The following is a 20785-nucleotide window of genomic DNA, read 5'->3' as shown; positions in this document are numbered from 1 at the left end:
AGCCTAGTGTACAAACTTTATTATTCCAAAATGGGGCTTTGTACAAACTTTATCGACAGTGTACAAACTTTATTGTTCCAAAACAGTTACACCCACTGACCAGCAACAAAGCCGCTCGACCAGCACCATTGGAAGTTATAGCCACCTAACCAGCCGGTTACGTCCATCACTTCACCGATGAAGTACAAACCTTTGATGTTCTTACATTCCATGGTTTTTGAAGACAGGTGATCGGTATCTACGCCGCCTAGGGTCACTTCTGCAGTGCGGTAACCTTCCGTACCGTTTGGTGCTACTGCCCAGCTTTCTAGACGCTCAACGATGGTTGCCATCTCTTTCTGGTTGAACTGCTTAAGAGGTTTGTCTGCTAATTCTTTACGTTCAATCAGCACTTCAACCAAACGCTTTGGTAGCACTTTTGCAAGCGTGTTCTTCAACGATTGGTTTGGATGCTTCTCGCGGCTGCGTTCTAGTAGTTCAGCGATATCGTCGTTTGGTACGAGGTTGATCGTCACCTTCTGACCCGCTTTCCAGAATGACGAGATCTGCAGTACCGATGGACCCGACAAGCCACGGTGAGTAAACAGCAATGCTTCTTTGAACATAGTGCCGTCTTGCGCGGTGATTTCTGCCGGGATCGCGATGCCCGATAGTTCTGCGAAATCTTCTTTGTCTTCTTTATGCAGCGTAAATGGCACCAGACCTGCTGTAGTGGTAATCACCGGGATCTCAAACTGCTCCGCAATCTTGTAGCCGAATGGCGTCGCGCCCAGTTTAGGCATCGACAGACCGCCCGTTGCTACCACCAAAGATTCACATTCGATGTTTTCAGTACCAGCATGCAGACGGAAGCCCGCATCGGTTTTCTTGATCGAATGTACATCACATTGGTAGCGTTGTTGGATGTTTGGCATGTCGCATTCTGCTAGAAGCATCTTAACGATGTCTTTTGCAGTAAACGCATCAACACAGAACAACTGTCCGTGATCGCGCTCTTCAAACTCGATGCCATGCTTGCTGACCATCGAGATAAAGTCCCAGTTGGTGTACTGAGACAACGCCGACTTCACGAAGTGTGGGTTTTGACATAAGTAGTTGCTCGCTGAGACGTCGTAGTTAGTGAAGTTACAACGACCACCGCCTGAGATAAGGATTTTACGTCCTGGCTTTTTCGCATGATCCAGTACGAGCACACTGCGTCCGCGTTTGCCTGCTTCTGCTGCACACATCAAACCCGCCGCACCTGCGCCGATTACAACAACATCAAATTTCTTACTCATGGGTAACGCTCAATTACTTATTTAGATTGGTTTGTCCAAAATCCAAAAATAAAAAAGGATGTGCGTAATGCACATCCTTGCTTTCTGCGGGCGCTATTCTAACGACAAAAGTCGAGTGGGAAAAGCGCTTAAATTCCAAGCACAGCTTGCTGGCTTAAAGAATGAAGGCAGCCAGTAGGGTCACACCAAGTAAAGCGGTCGATAAAATGAATAATCCGCGCACCCTTTCGCATTTGCCAGTAAAGATCTCATCGTGATGATGGTGATACTCTTTACTCTTAATGTAATGGTACAGTCGCACCTGTTTGGTGACGTTACCATGGGTGGTGAAAAATCCATTGCCATCCACTTGCTGATAAAGCAAAGGATGCGCTTCACGCATGATGTAAATTAAAGAACGAAGAGCGGTGAGATAACGGACCATGTTTACTCCCGTTACTACCATTAGCGCAAATAAGATTGTGTCTCCACTGATCATCTTTTCCTCCCTACATCTTCAACGATGCTCAAGAGATAAAGACGATCAATGCTTCGTCCTTAACCCGCTGCTTACCGCGTCGGGAACACGTTATGCAGCTGGAGCACCCATAATTGAAGATGAACCTTCTTTTGCCATTTGTGCTAGATCTTTATCGATGAAGAACAATGCCTTACCGTCTTCACCAACTAATTCGATCTTATCTAAAATCCCTTTAAACAACTTCTCTTCTTCGTGCTGTTCAGCCACGTACCACTGTAGGAAGTTAAACGTTGAGTAGTCTTGGCTTGTAAATGCAACATGCGCCAATTTGTTGATCTTTTCCGTGATCATTTGCTCATGTTCGTAGGTTTCACGGAAAACATCGCCAAGGCTAGCAAAGTCATGCTTAGGTGCTTCAATTGCACCTAGGATTGGCATTGAGCCAGTTTCACTTACATAAGTGAAAAGACGTTGCATGTGCTCCATTTCTTCTACGGCGTGAGCGCGTAAAAATTCAGCCGCACCTTCAAAACCTTTGTCTTCACACCAAGCACTCATTTGTAAGTATAGATTGGATGAGAAAAATTCTAGGTTAATTTGCTCATTCAATTGTTCAACCATAGTTTGAGACAGCATGTTAACTCCTATTTATGTGCATGCAATATACCCAAGTAACCTCAAGATGGGTGGGTTCAGCGAGAATAGCTTGGTTTGCAGACGAGGCGACGGTTTGAAGATCTAGTGGTTCTAAATCAATAATCGTCAACAATGTTTGCAAGCCAAGATAACTCGCCCTTTGGGAGCTTGTCACTGAACCGATCTCTTCGTCAAACATTTTGGTAAGAGCGAACTATTACGCTGCAATGTTTTCCTTGCGCTCGAATCAGTGACAAAGCTCTGAATCCCACGTCTTGAAGTCACTTGGGTATAACGCCACTATAACATGATTACTGTGGCAACACTTTGTACCTACGATATTGATATGAGATCACTTCAGCAAAATTATCTGAGACTTAGTGCTAATCTGACACTATGACCTTATCAAGGAGATAGCAATATGAGTTACAAACACGTACTTGTGGCAGTCGACCTCTCAGACGACAGTAAAGTGTTGATTAAGAAAGCCGTGTCACTGGCTAAACCTCTGGATGCGAAAGTCTCTTTCATTCATATCGATGTGAATTACGCCGAGCTTTACACCGGGCTTATCGACATCAACATGGCGGAGGCGCAACACCAAGCGATGGAAGCGTCTCGTACACAGTTAGCGAATTTTGAAGAATACGCAGAGTACCCAATCACGCATACGTTAGTTGGTAGCGGTGATTTGAGTAACGAGCTGTGCGATACCATTCAGGACTACAATATTGATTTGGTGGTTTGTGGTCATCACCAAGATTTCTGGAGTAAGATTCTTTCGTCGACGCGTCAGCTTATTAACTGCTCACCCGTCGATATGCTGGTCGTACCGCTAAAAGACTGATTTGCGTTGGCGTGACCTTAAAACTTGGTTAGACTGCGGGCACATTTGTTGTTGATAAAGATTCTCATCCATGGCTTATCTATCCGCAGTTACCCTACTTTGGGCATTCTCATTTAGCCTGATCGGCGTTTACCTTGCCGGTCAGGTTGACTCTTGGTTCTCTGTTTTCATGCGCGTTGCGCTGGCGAGCCTAGTCTTCATTCCTTTCTTAAAATTCCGTGGCGTAAGCAAATCTCTGATCGCGAAATTGATGATCGTGGGCGGCTTCCAACTCGGCTTAATGTATTGCTTTTACTACCAGTCTTTCCTACTCCTATCTGTACCAGAAGTACTGCTGTTCACCGTATTTACCCCTATCTACGTCACCTTGATTTATGACTTCTTGAAAGGTCGATTCTCGCCTTGGTATTTGGTTACGGCGGCAATTGCTGTGCTGGGCGCGGCGTGGATTAAGTTTGCGGGCATCAATGAAAACTTCTTGATGGGCTTTTTGGTCGTACAAGGGGCGAACCTGTGTTTTGCCATCGGTCAGGTCGGCTATAAGTACATTATGGAAACCGAATCGGTTGAACTGCCACAGCACACAGTATTTGGTTACTTCTACTTAGGCGCATTGTGCGTGGCGACCGTCGCGTTCGCTCTGATGGGTAACTTAGACAAGATGCCAACCACAGCAACACAATGGGGCATTCTAACTTACCTTGGTTTGATTGCATCAGGCTTTGGTTACTTTGCGTGGAACAAAGGCGCAACCATGGTAAATGCTGGCGCACTTGCGGTAATGAACAACGCACTCGTCCCAGCTGGCTTGATTGTGAATATCGTGATTTGGAACCGCGATGTCGACGTGACGCGACTTGCCATTGGTGGTGCGATCATCATGCTATCACTGTGGATTAACGAAACTTGGGTGAAAAAACGCGTAGAGATGAGTTACGCCAACAAGTAACACAGCTAATCCTACAAACATTTCGACAATAAAAAACGCTCTCCAACTGGAGAGCGTTTTTTTGATTCGATTAATGCACTTTGGCTTGCGAGCTTGCGCTCATCAACGTGTTTGGTGGCGTTGGCAGCAACACCTCTAGTTCGGCATTTCGCGCTTCAAGCTTGCGCTGGCGTTTGAGCAATTTTTGCTGCTTTTTGGCTAACTTAAGCAACTTCTTCTGCTGCTTGTAATGTTTCTTAACCGCTTTCTTCGCCTTCTTCAGCGCTTTCTTATCTGACAAATCAAACATAGCTGGCGCCTCTAACTTAGTGGTTGAGGTTACGGCTGCGACTTTTGTTGCCAGTTTCTTCTCTTTCACTCGTTCCACAACACGTTTAACGATCGCGGCTTTCTCTGCGCTTTGTTCTGATGCCATGATGATTGGGGTATCTTGAGTTAGAGATGGGGTTGGCAGTGCTTCCGCCAATAGACCACAAGCCTGTTGCTCAGACAGCGGTTTGTCTTGGCACTTTTGAGGTGGAATCGCGGCAGGCTTACACAAGGTGTTTTTCGATGCAGAAGAACGAGCACAAGAACGACAGACAAACTTAGGTGCCACCACTAGGCGGTGAATATCACCCAGACTCTCAGCAATCTGTTTGCGGCTCATCTTACATAAACGTTTCGCCATGCTACTACTCCAGCTTCCCAATTCTCGACTGTTTTACTCTACGGCATCACACAAGTGAAATAATAATAATTCTTAGTTAGATATACAGTCAGTATGCCGAATTAGCAAGAGAAAAGTATCAATAAGCAGAGCAAACACCAGATACAAACACAGCGCCAAATTAAGCGCTGTGAGAAGAAGTTTTTTGTCGTCAGGTGTTTAGGGTCTGTTGACCTTTTGCGGTTAAATTTTGTTCGAGATAAAAGCGTTTTAATCGCGGCGAGAGGTTTGTAGCCTAGTTATTCTAAGCAAAATCCTCTCAACAAAGAGTAAAACGCTTTTAGCCGAACCCTTTGGGCAGCGTTTGTGGCTCCTTTCTACTGCGTTATCGGCTTATCAGGTAGGGCAACTACATTTCAAAGCCTCGGCCTTGTATAAAGAATCCACAAACGGCTGCAAAAATCAGCTCAAAAGGTCAATAGACCCTAGTTGAATTACGCCATTGATGCCTTCACATACACATCGAAACGGTTCTTTTTGGTTTCGATTGCCATGCTCGGCTTTTGCTCATCAAGCCAGTTGGCGTAATCAGGGCGTTTGACCACCACACGCTTGCTCGCCAATGCCATAGCTGGAGCCAGCAAACCATCTGCATCAAGATCTGCACCAACCAAAGATTGGAAGACGCGCATCTCTTTCTTCACTAATGCCGATTTCTTTTTGTTTTCAGGGTGCGGGTACATTGGGTCGAGATAAACCACATCTGGCTGAACGAAGTCTTTATCTTGCGCCAATTGTTCCAACGCATCATGGCTAGAAGCGTGAATCAAAGACATGCGCTCTGATACCCAAGTACCGATTTCTGGATCGTGTTTCGCACGAGCCAAACCGTCATCCAACAATGCTGCGACTACAGGGTGACGCTCAACCATTTGGACTTTACAGCCCAACGACGCCAATACGAACGCATCACGCCCTAAGCCCGCGGTGCCATCAAGCACGGTTGGAGTTGCGCCTTTGTTCAAACCCGCCGCTTTCGCGATTGCCTGACCTTTACCGCCACCGAACTTGCGACGATGCCCTACTGCACCACCAATCAAATCCACAAAGATTGCACCCAGCTTTGGCTCATCCACTTTACGCAGCTCTAAACGCTCTGTCGTTAGGACTAAGGCAAAGTCACTGTCATCAGTGTGAGAAAGCTGCCAACGCGCAGCGAGTTCATCAAGGTGAGACTGTTGAGATGGGTCTTCACAAATCAATTGCAGTTGCAAAAGGAGGCTCCAGTAAAAATCGGTTTAACTGGCGCTGAGTGTATACCCAACCCGCCTATAATTGCTAGGTTGGGGAGAAGTTAGATGACGTTCGTCTGGATGGTTAAAGCTGCTGAAGTTCTTCGACCAGCTCAGCCAGAGGTTTAGGATGCCCAATGCCATAACCTTGCCCATAGTCGACTCCAAGTTCGATCAGCAGCTCTCTGACTTGGTCATTCTCAACAAATTCCGCCACCGTGACTTTGCCCATCTGCTTGGCTAAGTCGTTGATTGAACGCACCATCACGCGGTCCATCTCGTTTACGTTGATATCTCGCACGAAAAGACCGTCAATTTTCACGATATCGACAGGAAGTTGCTTTAAGTAGCCGAAAGAAGACAAGCCAGAACCAAAATCGTCTAATGCAATCAAACAGCCCAGCGTGCGCACGCGAGTAAAGAAGCCGAGTGCTTGGTCGATGTTGCTCATCGCTGCGGTTTCGGTAATTTCTAAACAGATCTTCTCACAAGGAATCGAGGAAGACTGCAAACGCTCTAGCAGGAAGTCGATAAACTCTTGATTCCCCATCGACTGACCGGACAAGTTGATCGCGCAACGTCCGAGTTTTTCTACTATCTCTAGGCGAGCTTCAAACCACTCTAGGGTTTGGGTAATCACTTGTTTATCAATCCAGTGCGCAATGTTGTAGCGCTCAGAAGCTGGGATAAAAACACCAGGAGACAAGTAATTGCCCTGTGCATCACGAATACGTACCAGAATCTCAAAGCACAATGGTGAGCCTTCACCGCTTAAGTTAACAATGCGCTGAGCAAACAACTCAAGACGCTTACTCGATAGCGCCTCGTGCACCAGATTAACGCTCTGCATCTCTAACTGGCGACGTTGCAGCTCTTCGTTATCTAAGCTGAATAGGTTGTAGCGATTGCGTCCCTGCTCTTTGGCGACGTGACACGCGGAGTCTGCTTGAGCGTGAACCATCTGTGGCGTTTCGGCGGTGTGGTCGATAATACGAATGCCCACTGAGCAACTCATAAACAGTTGCGTGTCTTCCCAACGGAAAAGCTGTTCGCTCAAGGTCGTAATGATCTGCTTGGCAACGTTAATTGCACCGTGCTCATCGCAATCTTTCAACAACACAGCAAATTCATCACCGCCCATGCGCGCCAAGACTGCATTGTATGGCAGCACTTCTTCCAACATGCTGGCACAGAACTGAATAGCCGCATCACCGGCATCATGACCCACGGTATCGTTAAGCACTTTGAGCTGGTCAAGATCGAGGTACAACATTGCATGCACACGACGGTGGCTTTCTACTTCTCGCAGTGCGGTTTGCAGCTCTAACTCGAAGTAGTTGCGGTTGTAGGTGTCAGTCAGCAAGTCATAGCGCGCTTGGTACTCTAGCTGCTTGGCGAGCTTCTTGGTCTCAGTGATGTCTTCACCTACGATCAGCAGTTGGTCGGAATCTCTTAATGGGCGAATGTTTTCACGCACCCAAACGCGATGACCATCCGCATGACGATATTCGATTTCGCGACGCCAAACGCCATGCATCACTTGCTGAGGTTGCAATAACACTTGGCGAGGAATCAGTGCTTTTTCGTCCGAATAGAACTCACGTAGGCGATGCCCCAACATATCCAACGGTTGATAGCCCAAAAGCTGCTGAGCAAAACGGTTCACTTCCTGAATGCGGTTATTGTTATCTAACGTCACCATCATTACCGGCTGCTGCTCGTAGTAGTTACGCAAACTCGATTCACGTTGGTAGAGCTTATCTTCCATCGCTTTACGGCTGGTAATATCGCGCGCTTCAAACAAGTATTGCTCTTGGTTTGCCACTTGCTGAGAAAACGGTTTGAGGGACACTTCCAGCACCATAGCGCCATGTTCTTTACTCCAGATCTCCGTTTCAAAAGTGGAGACTTGGCGATGGCTGGACTGGAAGTAATTGGCAAGTAACTGGCGTGCATCTTCGCTCCAGTTTTTATGATGCCAAAGCGGATGATCGAGACACATATCCTGATGATTGAGTAACGATTGCAGACGATCGTTACCAGATTTAAGCAAACCATGTTGGTCGAGTATGCCCATGTACTGCATGCTTTGGTCAAACACCGATTCCAAAATCGTCTGGCTCTCGCGAGCAATACTTTCGCTGCGACGAATGCGATGCAAGTAGTAACTAAGCAGCATAATCACGATAGTCATCGCCACCAGCACACTGCCAAACAGCTTAATTTCTCGGGCGTAACGCTCAGTAAATTCCACCGGCTTATTGAAGAACACCGACGAGGCTTCTTGCTCTGCGCCTAAACCCCAACGCACAACTGATTGATAGTCGAGTTTGATGTCCGATTCTGCACGTACAATCGCAGGCAAAGGTTGCTGTGGGTTATCCAACACTTGCGCCAACAACTTCGCAGCTTCAAAACCTTGCCGATAGCCAGTTTGAATCACACCGCCGACCGCACCGTGCCCAAGTCCAATATCGTGCACCATAAACAGCGGTGCGTTAGAGGCTTGGTTGATATCACGCCAGTCTTTATCGGTCGCGACGTTACCGTGGATATCGCGGTAGTAAGTCCAAAACAGCACTACGTTATCGATGTTCATTTGCGACACTTGTTGTTTTAGGTCATCGACCGTTTCCGGCACTAAATGAAGGATTTTGTCGCGATATGCTGGGTTATCATCAAGAAAGTCTTCGATCTGAGCACGAAGTGCGGCACCAGTAACAGAATGGTCACTGACAATAAGGATTTGTTTGTGGGTCGGATGTAAACGCTCAATTAAGGCGAGGTTGGCGGACAGATCGACGTCCTCAATCACGCCTGTGGCATTCAACCCTTGATGCAGTGCAGGATGATAGTTGTTGATGCCACTGAAAATCACCGGCGTGTCTTTAATGACAGAAGATAAGCGCTGCATCAAGGCAAGTGCATTGTTGTCGCTGACCACGATCGCGTCGAAATGCTCTTCACTCAGTTTGGTGCGGTAAAGGGACTCCAGCTGACTGAAGAAGTGCTGGCTTTGACTGCGTTTGGAATCGAGATACAACACGCGCGTATCAAGTTGATGCCCTTCAAGCTGCTGATCGAAGCCACGCTGGATAGAATCAGTCCAGAAGAAACCTTGATGGTAAGAGTGAACAACGAGGACTTTTTGCTCTTGCGCCGCAGCGACAGCACTGAACATGATCGCTATGCAAAACAGAAAAAATGGCACATCAACTCCATGACTTCAGAGCTACCTCGCGGTTATCCCTGCGTAAACCTTGTGAATCCTGTCCGCTGTGAGTATAAAATGAACTTTAAACCTCATACCCAACGGAAATAATTGTATGAATGCGAGCTTGCCTAAACTCGACGATCTCGATCGCGCGATTCTTAAAACTCTGATGGCGGATGCGCGTAAGCCTTACGCAGAAATGGCAAAACAATTTAATGTCAGCCCAGCGACCATCCACGTTCGTATCGAGAAAATGAAAGCGGCAGACATCATCGAAGGTACTGAGGTAATCGTCAATACCAAAAAGCTAGGATATGACGTATGTTGCTTTATCGGCATCAACTTGAATGCCGCGCGCGACTATCATTCAGCGCTAGAAAAGCTCAATGCCCTCGATGAAGTGGTAGAAGCTTACTACACCACAGGCGCGTATAACATATTCGTCAAATTGATGTGCAAATCGATTGAAGAGCTGCAATTTGTATTGATTGATAAACTTCAAGCGATCGATGAAGTGCAATCCACCGAGACGCTGATCTCGCTGCAAAACCCGATCAATCGCAGCGTAAATCCATAACGCTCTGAATCAGATACTAAAAGCTGAATCTATGAATAAAAAAATGGGCAGCCACTTGGCTGCCCATTTTCATTCTCAATCGAGATTACGCTGCGATACCAGAATGGCGCAGTAGCGCATCGATTTCTGGCTCACGACCACGGAAGCGCTTAAATAGCTCCATTGGTTCTTCACTGCCACCCATTTCTAGGATGTTGTTCAAGAAACTCAGACCGGTTTCTTTATTGAAGATGCCTTCTTCTTCAAAGCGAGAGAACGCATCTGAAGACAATACTTCTGCCCATAGGTAGCTGTAGTAACCTGCGCTGTAACCACCCGCGAAGATGTGACCAAAGCTGTGTGAGAAACGCGCCCACTCAACCGCTGGTACAACTGCCACTTTCTCTTTCACTTCTGCCAAGGTTTCCAGCACACGTGCCCCCACTTCTGGGTCGTATTCTGTGTGCAGAGTGAAATCGAACAAGCCGAACTCTAGCTGACGTAGGATGCCCATCGCCGACTGGAAGTTCTTCGCGGCTAGCATTTTATCTAGCATCGCTTTTGGTAGCGGCTCGCCAGTCTCATAGTGACCAGAAATAAACGCCAGCGCGTCTTCTTCCCAACACCAGTTTTCTAGGAACTGACTTGGTAGCTCAACCGCATCCCAAGGCACACCGTTGATGCCCGATACCGCGCCTGTTTCTACTTGCGTCAGCATGTGGTGGATACCGTGACCAAACTCGTGGAATAGTGTCACAACTTCATCGTGCGTAAACAGTGCAGGCTTGTCGCCAACAGGACGGTTGAAGTTACACGTTAGGTAAGCAACCGGTGTTTGTAGCTCGCCTGATAGCGTCACACGACGACCACGGCAATCGTCCATCCACGCACCGCCACGTTTGTGTTCACGTGCGTATAGATCTAGGTAGAAGCTGCCGCGCAGTGTGCCTTCGCCATCAAAGATATCAAAGAAACGCACTGATTCGTGCCAAGTATCCACGCCTTCACGCTCTGTCACTGTCATACCAAACACGCGGTTTAGCACTTCAAACAGACCACTTACCGCTTTTGATTCAGGGAAGTAAGGACGCAGTTCTTCATCCGAAATTTGGAACAAGTGCTGCTTTTGCTTCTCGCTGTAGTACGCGATGTCCCATACGCTTAGCTCGCTGACACCAAATTCCGCATTCGCAAACTGGCGTAGCTCTTCGATTTCGCGCTCACCTTGTGGTTTCGCTTTGGTTGCCAAATCGTTCAAGAAGCCAAGAACTTGCGCTGGATTCTCTGCCATTTTAGTTGCCAGAGATTTCTCGCTGTAAGTGTTGAAACCCAACATACGAGAGATTTCATGACGCAGTTTTAGCTGCTCAGTGATGATTTCTGAGTTGTCCCACTTGCCTGCATTTGGACCACGGTCAGAAGCACGCGTTACGTACGCTTCGTACACTTCTTTACGTAGGTCTTGGTTATCACAATACGTCATAACTGGTAGGTAAGATGGGATATCTAGCGTGATTAGGTAGCCATCCAGCTCTTTTGCTTCTGCTGCCGCTTTTGCCGCTGCAAGTGCAGATTCTGGCATACCCGCTAAGTCTTTTTCGTCGGCAACGTGCTTAGTCCAACCCATGGTTGCATCCAGCACATTGTTGGAGAATTTTGAGCTCAGCTCAGACATGCGCTTGCTGATTTCGCCGTAGCGATGTTGCTCGTCTGATGGTAGACCGATGCCCGAAAGCTCGAAGTCGCGTAGAGAATCAGAAATGGTCTTCTGCTGTGCACGCGTTAACGTCGCGTACTCTTCGCTTGCTTTGATCGCTTTGTACGCTTCGTAAAGACCTTTGTGCTGACCAACCCAAGTACCGTACTCAGACAGGATTGGTAGGCAGCTTTCGTAAGCTTCACGCAGCGCTTCGCTGTTCACTACTGAGTTCATGTGACCCACTGGTGACCAAATGCGGCTCAAGCGGTCATCCGCTTCTTCAATTGGCGCGATCACACTGGTCCAGCTTGGGTTTGCGTTGTCTTTAAGTACCTCGTCAATCTTGGCACGACAATCCGCAATCGCCTGCTCCACTGCAGGTTTAATGTGTTCTGGTTTGATTTGCGAAAACGGAGGAAGATCCGTAAACGTAAGAAGTGGATTAGACATGAATAATTCCTTTTGTGTTTTGGCTCTGTATTTGCCTATTTGCATTTGCAAAGAACCTATTGGTATTTGCAAAACAGTAGGCGAACTCAATGCACAGGCAAGCCGACAACATGGATGGGGGGATTTCCGTTCCCTTTCTCGATGCAGCAATGACCGAATGGGTCAAAGAGCGCTTACTCTGTCCTTGAGTCTTGTTATGCCTAAGTTCGGTTTGGCGCTCTATTGGAGCGGCGCAATCCCACTTAGGTTCAATTTGTTTACTCATACTAAGTATGGGTGACTTAAAGAAATTTCAATAGCGAATCCCTATCAGTGATACTGATTTGAATCGAAGTTCTACTTCTTTAAGTTACTTGAGTATAATACCGCCATATCGCGAAAATCACAGACCACACTCAGTCAAAGAGTGTTTCGAGAGTTTAATTTGTTAAGTTACCGCCACAGCTTCCACGCTGGCAACCATGCTGACGTGGTAAAACACATCGTTCAAAGCCTCATTCTTGATGCACTAAAGCAGAAAGATAAGCCGTTTGTTTATCACGATACCCACTCGGGTGTGGGACGCTACGATCTGACTCACGAATGGTCTGAGAAAACGGGCGAATACAAACAAGGCATCGCGCGCATTTGGGATAACTCAAACATCCCTGAAGAGATCGCAAGCTACATCGATTCAATCAAAACATTGAACAACGGTGAAAATCTGCGTTACTACCCAGGCTCACCACGTGTTGCTCGTGCGCAAATCCGCCCGCAAGACCGCATGGTTCTGACTGAGCTGCACCCAGCCGATCACCCGCTACTAGAGCAAGAGTTCCACCGCGATCGTCAAGTAAACATCTACAAAGAAGATGGCTTCAAGCGTCTAAAAGGCAGCCTGCCACCGCAAGAGCGTCGTGGTTTGGTGCTGATTGACCCACCATACGAACTAGCGAAAGAGTATCGCGACGTCGTGCAAGCGATTTACCAAAGCCACAAACGTTGGGCTACTGGTATCTACGCGATTTGGTACCCAGTAGTAAACCGCCATGACATCGAAGACATGATTGAAGGTTTGGAAGGGCTTGGCATTCGCAAAATTCTGCAAATCGAATTGGGCGTCTCTCCAGACACCAACGAGCGTGGCATGACGGCATCGGGCATGATCGTGATTAACCCACCGTGGAAACTGGAAAGCCAGATGAAAGAAATTCTGCCATTCCTGCAAGAAGCGATCGCGCCAGCAACGGGTCACTGGAAAGTAGACTGGATCGTTCCAGAATAAAAAACACTGAATTTCAGAATCTTAAAGCGCAACGATGACCTCGTTGCGCTTTTTTATTTATTTTCTAAAAAATTTTCGTCTCCGCTTCGTCTTTTCTTTTTTGCCTGCGTCTTAGGGATGTAAACAAGCTAAAACATAGAGAGAAATGACCATGCTTAAAGTTATCAGTTTTAAAATTTGCCCATTTGTTCAACGCGTAACCGCGGCACTAGAAGCAAAACAGATCCCTTACGAGATTGAATACATCAGCTTAAAAGACAAGCCACAATGGTTCCTAGACATCTCACCAAACGGTCAAGTGCCTGTGATGGTGACAGAATCTGGCACGGCGCTGTTTGAGTCGGATGCTATCATCGAATACATCGAAGACGAATACGGTCCGTTAGAGCAAGGCGTGACAAACGAACAACGCGCACTGGATCGCGCATGGAGCTACCTAGGTTCTAAGCACTACTTGGCACAATGCGGCACCATGGGCAGCAAAGACCAAGCAACCTTTGAAGAACGAGCAGAGAAGCTGATCAAAGCGTTCCAAAAAGCAGAAAACCAACTGTCTGGTGAAACCAAGTTCTTTAAATCCGATGAACTAAGCAATGTAGACATGGCGTGGTTGCCGCTTCTGCACCGCGCTGCCATCGTCAAAGTGCACTCTGGTTACGACTTCTTCTGTGGTCTGCCAAAAATGCAGGCATGGCAAAAGCACATCTTAGAATCAGGATTGGTAGAGAAGACCGTATCGGAAGATTTCGTGCAGCTGTTTAGCGATTTCTACCTCACCAACACTTATCTTGCGGATGGTAAAGACGTGCAAGCCCAGTCAGGCTGTGGCACATCAAGTTGCTGCGGCTAATGGTTTTCCCCTCCCCTGAGCATGAAAAACACCAAGCGGAATAGCGCCTTATTCCGCTTTGCTATCCTTTCATCGCTATTTGTCATAAGCAATGTCACTTTTTCCCATTTAGGAAATTGCTAGACTCGATTTATGATAGGGACATGGAATTAACAACAATTCCGTTGGGCTGTTGAGTTCATCACCCACCACCCCAATGTAGTTGTTGTCAGACAAAATTAATAAGCTCTTGGAGAAAGTAATGGCGACTCATTTTGATTATATCTGTATCGGCGGCGGCAGCGGCGGTATCGCATCAGCAAACCGTGCGGCAATGTACGGTGCTAAAGTAGCGCTTATCGAAGCTCAAGACCTTGGCGGTACCTGTGTAAACGTTGGTTGTGTGCCTAAGAAAGTGATGTGGCACGGCGCGCAAGTTGCAGAAGCAATGAACCTGTACGCAGAAGACTACGGCTTCGATGTAGATGTAAAAGGTTTCGACTGGAGCAAACTGGTTGAGAGTCGTCAGGCTTACATTGGTCGTATCCACCAATCTTACGATCGTGTTCTTGGCAACAACAAAGTAAATGTTATCAAAGGCTTTGCTAAGTTTGTTGACGAGAAAACGGTTGAAGTAAACGGTGAACACTACACAGCGGATCACATCCTGATCGCAGTGGGTGGTCGTCCAACGATTCCAAACATCCCAGGTGCAGAATACGGCATCGACTCAAACGGCTTCTTCGAGCTTGCTGAGCAACCAAAACGCGTTGCAGTGATCGGTGCAGGTTACATCGCGGTAGAAATCGCTGGCGTACTGCATGCACTTGGCACAGAAACGCACCTATTCGTTCGTAAAGAATCACCACTACGTAGCTTCGATCCAATGATCATCGAAACGCTAGTAGAAGTGATGGACGCAGAAGGTCCAACTCTGCACACCCACTCTGTTCCAAAAGAAGTGGAAAAAGAAGCAGACGGCAGCCTAACTCTGCACCTAGAAAACGGTGAGAGCCAAAACGTTGATACCCTAATCTGGGCAATCGGTCGTCACCCAGCAACTGACGCTATCAACCTAGCATCAACTGGCGTTGCAACAAACGATCGTGGCTACATCAAGGTAGACGAATACCAAGAAACTAACGTGAAAGGCATCTACTGTGTAGGTGACATCATGGAAGGCGGTATCGAGCTAACACCAGTGGCGGTGAAAGCGGGTCGTCAACTTTCTGAGCGTCTGTTTAACAACAAACCAAACGCGAAGATGGACTACGATTTGGTACCAACTGTGGTATTCAGCCACCCACCAATCGGTACAATCGGTCTAACGACTCAAGAAGCAGAAGAGAAGTACGGCAAAGACAACATCAAAGTCTACACATCTGGCTTTACTGCGATGTACACAGCGGTTACTAAGCACCGTCAACCATGTAAGATGAAGCTAGTATGTGCTGGCGAAGAAGAAACAGTTGTTGGTCTTCACGGCATCGGCTTCACCGTTGATGAAATGATTCAAGGCTTCGGTGTAGCAATGAAGATGGGCGCAACCAAAGCAGACTTCGACTCTGTTGTGGCTATCCACCCAACAGGCTCTGAAGAGTTCGTAACGATGCGTTAATCACGCGTGAATCACTTTGCGATTTAAGCAGATAAACAAAAAGGGTCATCAATTACTTGATGACCCTTTTTCTATTCACGTTTTAAAACGTTCGGGGGTATTTCGGAGCCGTTTGCGCGTTTTACTTAACTGCGCGAACCAATTCAGCAATACCTTCCCAATCGCCGTTGTCCATCATAGCGGTTGGCACCATCCAAGTACCGCCACACGCTACAACCGATTTCAGCGCTAGGTAATCTTCCACGTTAGATGGGCTTACACCACCTGTCGGCATGAATTCCACTGGGTAAACTGCCGTTAGTGCTTTAAGCATGTTTACGCCGCCTGAAGGCTCAGCAGGGAAGAACTTCAGGGTACGTAGACCCATTTCCATTGCTTGCTCAACCAAGCTTGGGTTGTTCACACCCGGTACGATTGTCACGTTGCGTTGCTGACAGTATTTCACTGTCGTTGGGTTGAAACCAGGGCTCACGATAAAGTCCACACCCGCTTCAATCGCGATGTCCACTTGCTCTGTTGTCAGTACTGTACCAGCACCGATCAGCAGTTCTGGGTACGCTTCACGCATGATGCGGATCGACTCAGCCGCCGCTTCAGTGCGGAATGTCACTTCCGCACATGGTAAACCGTTTTCTACCAACACTTTTGCCAGTGGCAGAGCGTGTGCTACATCGTTGATTGCGATAACTGGGACGATTTTGATTTCTCTTAATCGTTGTTCAAGTGTTGTCATGGGTAACCTCTAAAGAATAAAGCTTAATGTTGCTACGATAATAAATGCGATACCACCAAGTAAAGTTTCCATTACCGTCCAAGTTTTTAGCGTTGTTTTCTCATCCATCTCTAGTAGACGAGATACTAGCCAGAAACCAGAGTCGTTGAAGTGAGAAAGCACTGTTGCACCACCTGCAATCGCGATAACGATAAAGCATAGGTCTAGCTCGCTCAAACCAGTTGATGCTGCCACTACTGGTGCGATAAGTGCTGCTGTTGTCGTTAGTGCTACGGTTGCTGAGCCTTGAGCAACACGCAGACAGGTAGAGATAACAAACGCTGCTACGATCACTGGCATGCCTGTGTCAGTCAGAACGTCTGCTAGTGCATCACCGATACCACTTGCACGCAGTACGCCACCAAACATGCCGCCCGCACCGGTTACTAGGATAACGCCACAGATTGGCGCCAATGAGTCGCCACACAGCTTCTCAAGTTTTGCCATGCCGTAGTCTTTCGCGAATACCGCAAGAGACACTAGCAGAGTAATCAGAAGTGCTACTGGCGTTTTACCTAGCATACGTAGGAACTCAACCAGAGCTGTTTTGCCATCAATCACACCCGCAACCGCTAGCGTGTTCAGTACCGTGTCTAAACAGATTAGCAGTACAGGCAGCACTAGGATGGTCATTACTGTGCCAAATTTTGGCAGCTTAGATTCATCAACTTGTGTTTCACCGTTGAAGAACGCTTTTGATAGTGGGATATCGAATTTCTTGCCCGCGTACAGACCAAATAAGTAAGCGCCTAGGTACCAAGTTGGGATAGCCACTAGGATACCAACAACAAGCAGTAGACCAATGTTTGCGCCTAGGAATTCTGCTGCTGCAACTGGGCCTGGGTGCGGAGGAACAAAGCCGTGCATTACGGCAAATGCACCCGCTGCTGGTAGTGCGTATTTGATTGGCGAACCACCAAAGCGTGCCGCCACACTTAGGATGATTGGCATCATGACCACTAGACCAGCGTCAAAGAAGATTGGGAAACCGAACAGTAGTGAAGCCACACCCAATGCAAATGGTGCGCGCTCTTTACCGAAGCGTCCAATCAAAGTATCTGCCAGCACTTGCGCACCGCCAGTTACTTCCAAAATCTTACCGATCATTGCGCCAAGACCAACCAGCAATGCTACTGAAGCCAACGTGCCACCGAAACCACTCATCATGGTTGGGACAACTTGGTCAGAAGAAACGCCAGTCGCAATCGCAGTACCTAAACTCACCATAGTTAGGGAAGCAAAAGCGTGCACTTTTAGCTTAATAATCAATACAAGTAACGCCGCAATCGCGAGAACTGCAATCGTTAATAGGAACGTAGGGTCTGGAGCTTGGGTTAGCTGTTCCATGGGTTCACCTTTAAAAATTATTGTTTGTGTTGTGGTTCACATTTATTTGAGTTACCGGTAACATGTTACCGATAACATGAATAAGATAAACCCATATTTTAAAGTGAATTCAAAAATTGAGATCACGCGCAAATTTGTTATGAGGATAAGTTATGGCTGGTAGTAGTGTCGTCGTTATGGGCGTTTGTGCGAGTGGCAAAACCACAATTGGTGAGCACTTGGCGAAAAAGCTGGGACGTAAATTCATTGATGGTGATGATCTTCACCCACGAGCAAACATTCAGAAGATGGCATCAGGTCAGCCTCTGAACGACGACGACCGCAAACCTTGGCTAGAACGTATCCGCGACGCTGCTTATAGCTTAGAAAGCAAAAACGAGCACGGCATTATTGTCTGCTCGGCACTAAAAAAGATTTATCGTGACCAAATCCGCGAAGGCAACGAGAACGTGACCTTCCTTTTCCTAGATGGCAGCAAAGAACTGATCCTTGAGCGTATGCGTGCTCGCCAAGGTCACTTCATGAAAGAGAACATGGTCAACAGCCAGTTCGAAGCTCTAGAACGTCCAGAAAATGAGCCTCGCACCATTTTCGTCAGCATTGATGCAACCATCGAAGACGTTTTGTCGAATGCCGCTGAGTTAATCCTAGTGCAAGACGAGGCAATGGCATGACTCATCAAGTAATTTTAGACGTTACTCAACGCTTAGTTGAGCGCAGCCAAGAGGCGCGTGCGGCGTTTCTTGCTCGCACTGAAGTCCAAGCAGAAGCGGGCAAAGGTCGTGTCGGTCTGTCTTGCGGTAACTTGGCTCACGCTGTTGCGGCATCTTGTTCTTCAGAAAAGAAAAGCATTCTGGATTTCACGCATTCGAATGTAGCGCTGATCAGTGCTTACAACGATATGTTAAGTGCCCACCAGCCATACCAACACTACCCTGATCAAATCAAGCAAGTGCTGTCTGGTTACGGTCACACTGCGCAAGTTGCTGGCTGTGTTCCGGCAATGTGTGATGGCGTGACTCAAGGTCAAGCGGGCATGGACATGTCACTGTTTTCTCGTGACTTAATTGCTCAATCGACAGCACTATCCCTGAGCCACAACGTATTCGATGCGACCTTGTTGCTGGGCATCTGCGACAAGATCGCACCGGGACAATTAATGGGCGCGCTGTCTTACGCACACCTACCAACGGCATTTGTGCCAGCAGGTTTGATGGCAACGGGCATCAGCAATGAAGAGAAAGTCGACGTTCGCCAAAAATACGCGGCGGGCGAAGTAGGTAAAGACGCACTGCTTGATATGGAGTGTCGTGCTTACCACTCAGCAGGTACGTGTACCTTCTACGGCACCGCAAACACTAACCAACTTGTGTTTGAAGCTATGGGTTTGATGCTGCCAGGTTCAGCATTCATCCACCCACATACTGAGCTACGTAAGGCGCTAACCGATCACGCAGCTCTGAAAATTGCGGCAATGAATGCAGGTTCAGCCAATTTCCGTCCATTGTCTGAAGTGGTCAGCGAAAAGAGCCTGATCAACGGCATTATTGCGCTGTTGGCATCGGGCGGCAGTACCAACCACACTATTCACATGTTGGCAGTGGCGCGTGCAGCGGGTTTGATTCTGACATGGCAAGACATCAGCGACCTATCTGAAGTGGTGCCACTATTGGCGCGCGTTTACCCGAATGGTCCAGCTGACATGAACGCATTCCAAGAAGCGGGCGGCGTACCTGCGCTATTGCATCGTTTGGACGAGTCGGGCTTGCTTCACCGTGACGTGAAACCGGTATTCGGCGAATTCGAAGACCAAATGACGCTACCAAGCTTAGTCGATGGCAAACTGACTTGGACTCCATGTGGTGGCAGCCAAGACAGCGAGGTGATTGCAGCGCCAACGCAAGCTTTCCAAAATACTGGTGGTACTCGCGTACTTCACGGTAACTTGGGTAAAGCGGTGGTGAAAGTCTCTGCGGTGAAAGAAGATCAGCGCATCATCGAAGCGCCTGCGATCGTATTCCAATGCCAACACGAAGTGGAAGCGGCGTACAAACGCGGTGAGCTAAACCAAGATTGCATCGTGGTCGTGACGCACAACGGTCCTGCAGCGAACGGCATGCCAGAGCTACACAAACTGATGCCAATCCTCGGCAACGTGCAGAAAGCAGGCTTTAAAGTCGCGCTAGTAACAGACGGTCGACTATCGGGTGCATCCGGTAAGATTCCATCAGCAATTCATGTCTCTCCAGAAGCGATTCGTGGCGGCGCGATTGGCTTGGTGCGTAATGGCGACATCATCCGCGTTGATTGCCAAACTGGCGAGCTGAATAACCTCAGCGACGTTACGGGTCGTGAATTGTTAGAGATGGATACTGAAGCCAAGCAACAGACTTGGGGTCGCGGCTTCTTTAGCGTGATTCGTCAGAGCGTTTCGAGCGCAGAAGAAGGCGCAAGCTTTATTGTTTAAGGCGGGAAGAAAGACCCCGTCATTCCGACGAGCCTAGGCGAGAGCAGGAATCTACTATCAAAGTGCTGTGAAGTGAGAGGAAACATCCCTGCCACAGCACTTTTTGTTGGCAGATTCTGAATCACGCTCGTCCCTCGCTGTTCAGAATGACGAGCTTTGGGGTTGGTCACTTTTCTTTTTAAATAAATGAATCCGTCATTCCGACGAGCCTAGGTGAGATCAGGAATCTAATATCAAAGTGCTGTGAAGTGAGAGGAAACATCCCTGCCACAGCACTTTTTGTTGGCAGATTCTGAATCACGCTCGTTCCTGGCTGTTTAGAATGACAAGCTTTGGGGTTGGTCACTTTTCTTTTTAAATAAATGAATCCGTCATTCCGACGAGCCTAGGTGAGATCAGGAATCTAATATCAAAGTGCTGTGAAGTGAGAGGAAACATCCCTGCCACAGCACTTTT

General features: G+C 47.7%; 17 protein-coding genes. 8 read left to right on the top strand and 9 right to left on the bottom strand.

Features of this window, described 5'->3' with window-relative positions; all coding sequences use genetic code 11:
* Positions 1 to 86: 86 nt before the first annotated feature.
* The 3 genes from NL647_RS14180 to ftnA all read right to left on the bottom strand — a co-directional run bounded on the left by NL647_RS14180 (position 87) and on the right by ftnA (position 2376).
* The gene (locus NL647_RS14180) at positions 87 to 1280 is read right to left on the bottom strand and encodes an NAD(P)/FAD-dependent oxidoreductase (protein WP_253650319.1); all 1194 of its coding nucleotides are present in this window, start codon (positions 1278 to 1280) and stop codon (positions 87 to 89) included.
* Positions 1281 to 1434: 154 nt separating this feature from the next.
* The gene (gene uspB, locus NL647_RS14175; RefSeq protein ID WP_005448571.1) at positions 1435 to 1758 is read right to left on the bottom strand and encodes a universal stress protein UspB; all 324 of its coding nucleotides are present in this window, start codon (positions 1756 to 1758) and stop codon (positions 1435 to 1437) included.
* Between the two features lie 90 nt (positions 1759 to 1848).
* Positions 1849 to 2376: a non-heme ferritin gene (ftnA, locus tag NL647_RS14170; protein ID WP_005434576.1), complete on the bottom strand. Its 528-nt coding sequence runs from the start codon at positions 2374 to 2376 to the stop codon at positions 1849 to 1851.
* 421 nt (positions 2377 to 2797) lie between these two features.
* Between ftnA and uspA the strand changes: the two genes are divergently transcribed.
* On the top strand, positions 2798 to 3223 hold the full coding sequence (gene uspA, locus NL647_RS14165; RefSeq protein WP_005434578.1) for a universal stress protein UspA: 426 nt from the start codon (positions 2798 to 2800) through the stop codon (positions 3221 to 3223).
* A gap of 70 nt (positions 3224 to 3293) precedes the next feature.
* Complete coding sequence (locus NL647_RS14160) at positions 3294 to 4172, top strand: carboxylate/amino acid/amine transporter (RefSeq protein ID WP_005434580.1); 879 nt, start codon at positions 3294 to 3296, stop codon at positions 4170 to 4172.
* A gap of 70 nt (positions 4173 to 4242) precedes the next feature.
* On the opposite strand, the gene NL647_RS14155 is transcribed toward NL647_RS14160, so the two are convergent.
* From NL647_RS14155 to NL647_RS14145, 3 genes are all read right to left on the bottom strand, one after another.
* On the bottom strand, positions 4243 to 4842 hold the full coding sequence (locus NL647_RS14155; RefSeq protein ID WP_253650318.1) for a hypothetical protein: 600 nt from the start codon (positions 4840 to 4842) through the stop codon (positions 4243 to 4245).
* A gap of 473 nt (positions 4843 to 5315) precedes the next feature.
* Complete coding sequence (locus NL647_RS14150) at positions 5316 to 6095, bottom strand: class I SAM-dependent methyltransferase (protein WP_009705451.1); 780 nt, start codon at positions 6093 to 6095, stop codon at positions 5316 to 5318.
* A 103-nt stretch (positions 6096 to 6198) separates the two neighbouring features.
* On the bottom strand, positions 6199 to 9324 hold the full coding sequence (locus NL647_RS14145; protein WP_253650317.1) for an EAL domain-containing protein: 3126 nt from the start codon (positions 9322 to 9324) through the stop codon (positions 6199 to 6201).
* Between the two features lie 115 nt (positions 9325 to 9439).
* Here NL647_RS14145 and asnC point away from each other — a divergent pair, with 115 nt between their 5' ends.
* Positions 9440 to 9904, top strand: a complete 465-nt coding sequence (gene asnC, locus NL647_RS14140) for a transcriptional regulator AsnC (protein ID WP_005430014.1) — start codon at positions 9440 to 9442, stop codon at positions 9902 to 9904.
* Between the two features lie 85 nt (positions 9905 to 9989).
* Here the strand turns inward: asnC and prlC are convergent, their stop codons facing one another.
* Positions 9990 to 12032: an oligopeptidase A gene (gene prlC, locus NL647_RS14135; protein ID WP_253650316.1), complete on the bottom strand. Its 2043-nt coding sequence runs from the start codon at positions 12030 to 12032 to the stop codon at positions 9990 to 9992.
* Between the two features lie 424 nt (positions 12033 to 12456).
* Between prlC and NL647_RS14130 the strand changes: the two genes are divergently transcribed.
* The 3 genes from NL647_RS14130 (at position 12457) to gorA (ending at position 15743) form a co-directional block, all read left to right on the top strand.
* Complete coding sequence (locus NL647_RS14130) at positions 12457 to 13296, top strand: 23S rRNA (adenine(2030)-N(6))-methyltransferase RlmJ (protein WP_053050458.1); 840 nt, start codon at positions 12457 to 12459, stop codon at positions 13294 to 13296.
* A gap of 145 nt (positions 13297 to 13441) precedes the next feature.
* The gene (locus NL647_RS14125) at positions 13442 to 14146 is read left to right on the top strand and encodes a glutathione S-transferase family protein (protein ID WP_253650315.1); all 705 of its coding nucleotides are present in this window, start codon (positions 13442 to 13444) and stop codon (positions 14144 to 14146) included.
* Between the two features lie 241 nt (positions 14147 to 14387).
* The gene (gorA, locus tag NL647_RS14120; RefSeq protein ID WP_253650314.1) at positions 14388 to 15743 is read left to right on the top strand and encodes a glutathione-disulfide reductase; all 1356 of its coding nucleotides are present in this window, start codon (positions 14388 to 14390) and stop codon (positions 15741 to 15743) included.
* A 121-nt stretch (positions 15744 to 15864) separates the two neighbouring features.
* On the opposite strand, the gene NL647_RS14115 is transcribed toward gorA, so the two are convergent.
* Both NL647_RS14115 and NL647_RS14110 read right to left on the bottom strand, forming a co-directional pair.
* Entirely contained in the window at positions 15865 to 16476 is a 612-nt protein-coding gene (locus NL647_RS14115; RefSeq protein ID WP_005430025.1) for a bifunctional 4-hydroxy-2-oxoglutarate aldolase/2-dehydro-3-deoxy-phosphogluconate aldolase, read from the bottom strand.
* Positions 16477 to 16485: 9 nt separating this feature from the next.
* A complete protein-coding gene (locus NL647_RS14110) occupies positions 16486 to 17862 on the bottom strand; it encodes a GntP family permease (protein WP_005434597.1) in 1377 nt (458 codons plus the stop codon).
* Positions 17863 to 18014: 152 nt separating this feature from the next.
* Between NL647_RS14110 and NL647_RS14105 the strand changes: the two genes are divergently transcribed.
* Positions 18015 to 18536 (top strand): gluconokinase, encoded by a 522-nt coding sequence (locus tag NL647_RS14105; protein ID WP_253650313.1) that lies wholly within the window; start codon positions 18015 to 18017, stop codon positions 18534 to 18536.
* Positions 18533 to 20329: a phosphogluconate dehydratase gene (gene edd, locus NL647_RS14100; RefSeq protein ID WP_253650312.1), complete on the top strand. Its 1797-nt coding sequence runs from the start codon at positions 18533 to 18535 to the stop codon at positions 20327 to 20329. The genes NL647_RS14105 and edd overlap by 4 nt, the downstream gene beginning before the upstream one ends.
* The last annotated feature ends 456 nt before the right edge of the window (positions 20330 to 20785 follow it).

Source organism: Vibrio sp. Y29_XK_CS5, from assembly GCF_024181835.1.
GTDB classification, from domain to species: Bacteria; Pseudomonadota; Gammaproteobacteria; order Enterobacterales; family Vibrionaceae; genus Vibrio; species Vibrio harveyi.
Note: the sequence above shows the minus strand (reverse complement) of the source record. Positions and strands in the feature narration are given on the sequence as shown.

Bases quoted from the DNA above. Each gene is read 5' to 3' on its own strand.
- NL647_RS14105 (WP_253650313.1), top strand. From the start codon at position 18,015: ATGGCTGGTAGTAGTGTCGTCGTTATGGGCGTTTGTGCGAGTGGCAAA.
- NL647_RS14115 (WP_005430025.1), bottom strand. From the start codon at position 16,476: ATGACAACACTTGAACAACGATTAAGAGAAATCAAAATCGTCCCAGTT.
- NL647_RS14160 (WP_005434580.1), top strand. From the start codon at position 3,294: ATGGCTTATCTATCCGCAGTTACCCTACTTTGGGCATTCTCATTTAGC.
- edd (WP_253650312.1), top strand. From the start codon at position 18,533: ATGACTCATCAAGTAATTTTAGACGTTACTCAACGCTTAGTTGAGCGC.
- NL647_RS14180 (WP_253650319.1), bottom strand. From the start codon at position 1,280: ATGAGTAAGAAATTTGATGTTGTTGTAATCGGCGCAGGTGCGGCGGGT.
- asnC (WP_005430014.1), top strand. From the start codon at position 9,440: ATGAATGCGAGCTTGCCTAAACTCGACGATCTCGATCGCGCGATTCTT.
- uspB (WP_005448571.1), bottom strand. From the start codon at position 1,758: ATGATCAGTGGAGACACAATCTTATTTGCGCTAATGGTAGTAACGGGA.
- NL647_RS14155 (WP_253650318.1), bottom strand. From the start codon at position 4,842: ATGGCGAAACGTTTATGTAAGATGAGCCGCAAACAGATTGCTGAGAGT.
- ftnA (WP_005434576.1), bottom strand. From the start codon at position 2,376: ATGCTGTCTCAAACTATGGTTGAACAATTGAATGAGCAAATTAACCTA.
- prlC (WP_253650316.1), bottom strand. From the start codon at position 12,032: ATGTCTAATCCACTTCTTACGTTTACGGATCTTCCTCCGTTTTCGCAA.
- uspA (WP_005434578.1), top strand. From the start codon at position 2,798: ATGAGTTACAAACACGTACTTGTGGCAGTCGACCTCTCAGACGACAGT.
- gorA (WP_253650314.1), top strand. From the start codon at position 14,388: ATGGCGACTCATTTTGATTATATCTGTATCGGCGGCGGCAGCGGCGGT.
- NL647_RS14125 (WP_253650315.1), top strand. From the start codon at position 13,442: ATGACCATGCTTAAAGTTATCAGTTTTAAAATTTGCCCATTTGTTCAA.
- NL647_RS14110 (WP_005434597.1), bottom strand. From the start codon at position 17,862: ATGGAACAGCTAACCCAAGCTCCAGACCCTACGTTCCTATTAACGATT.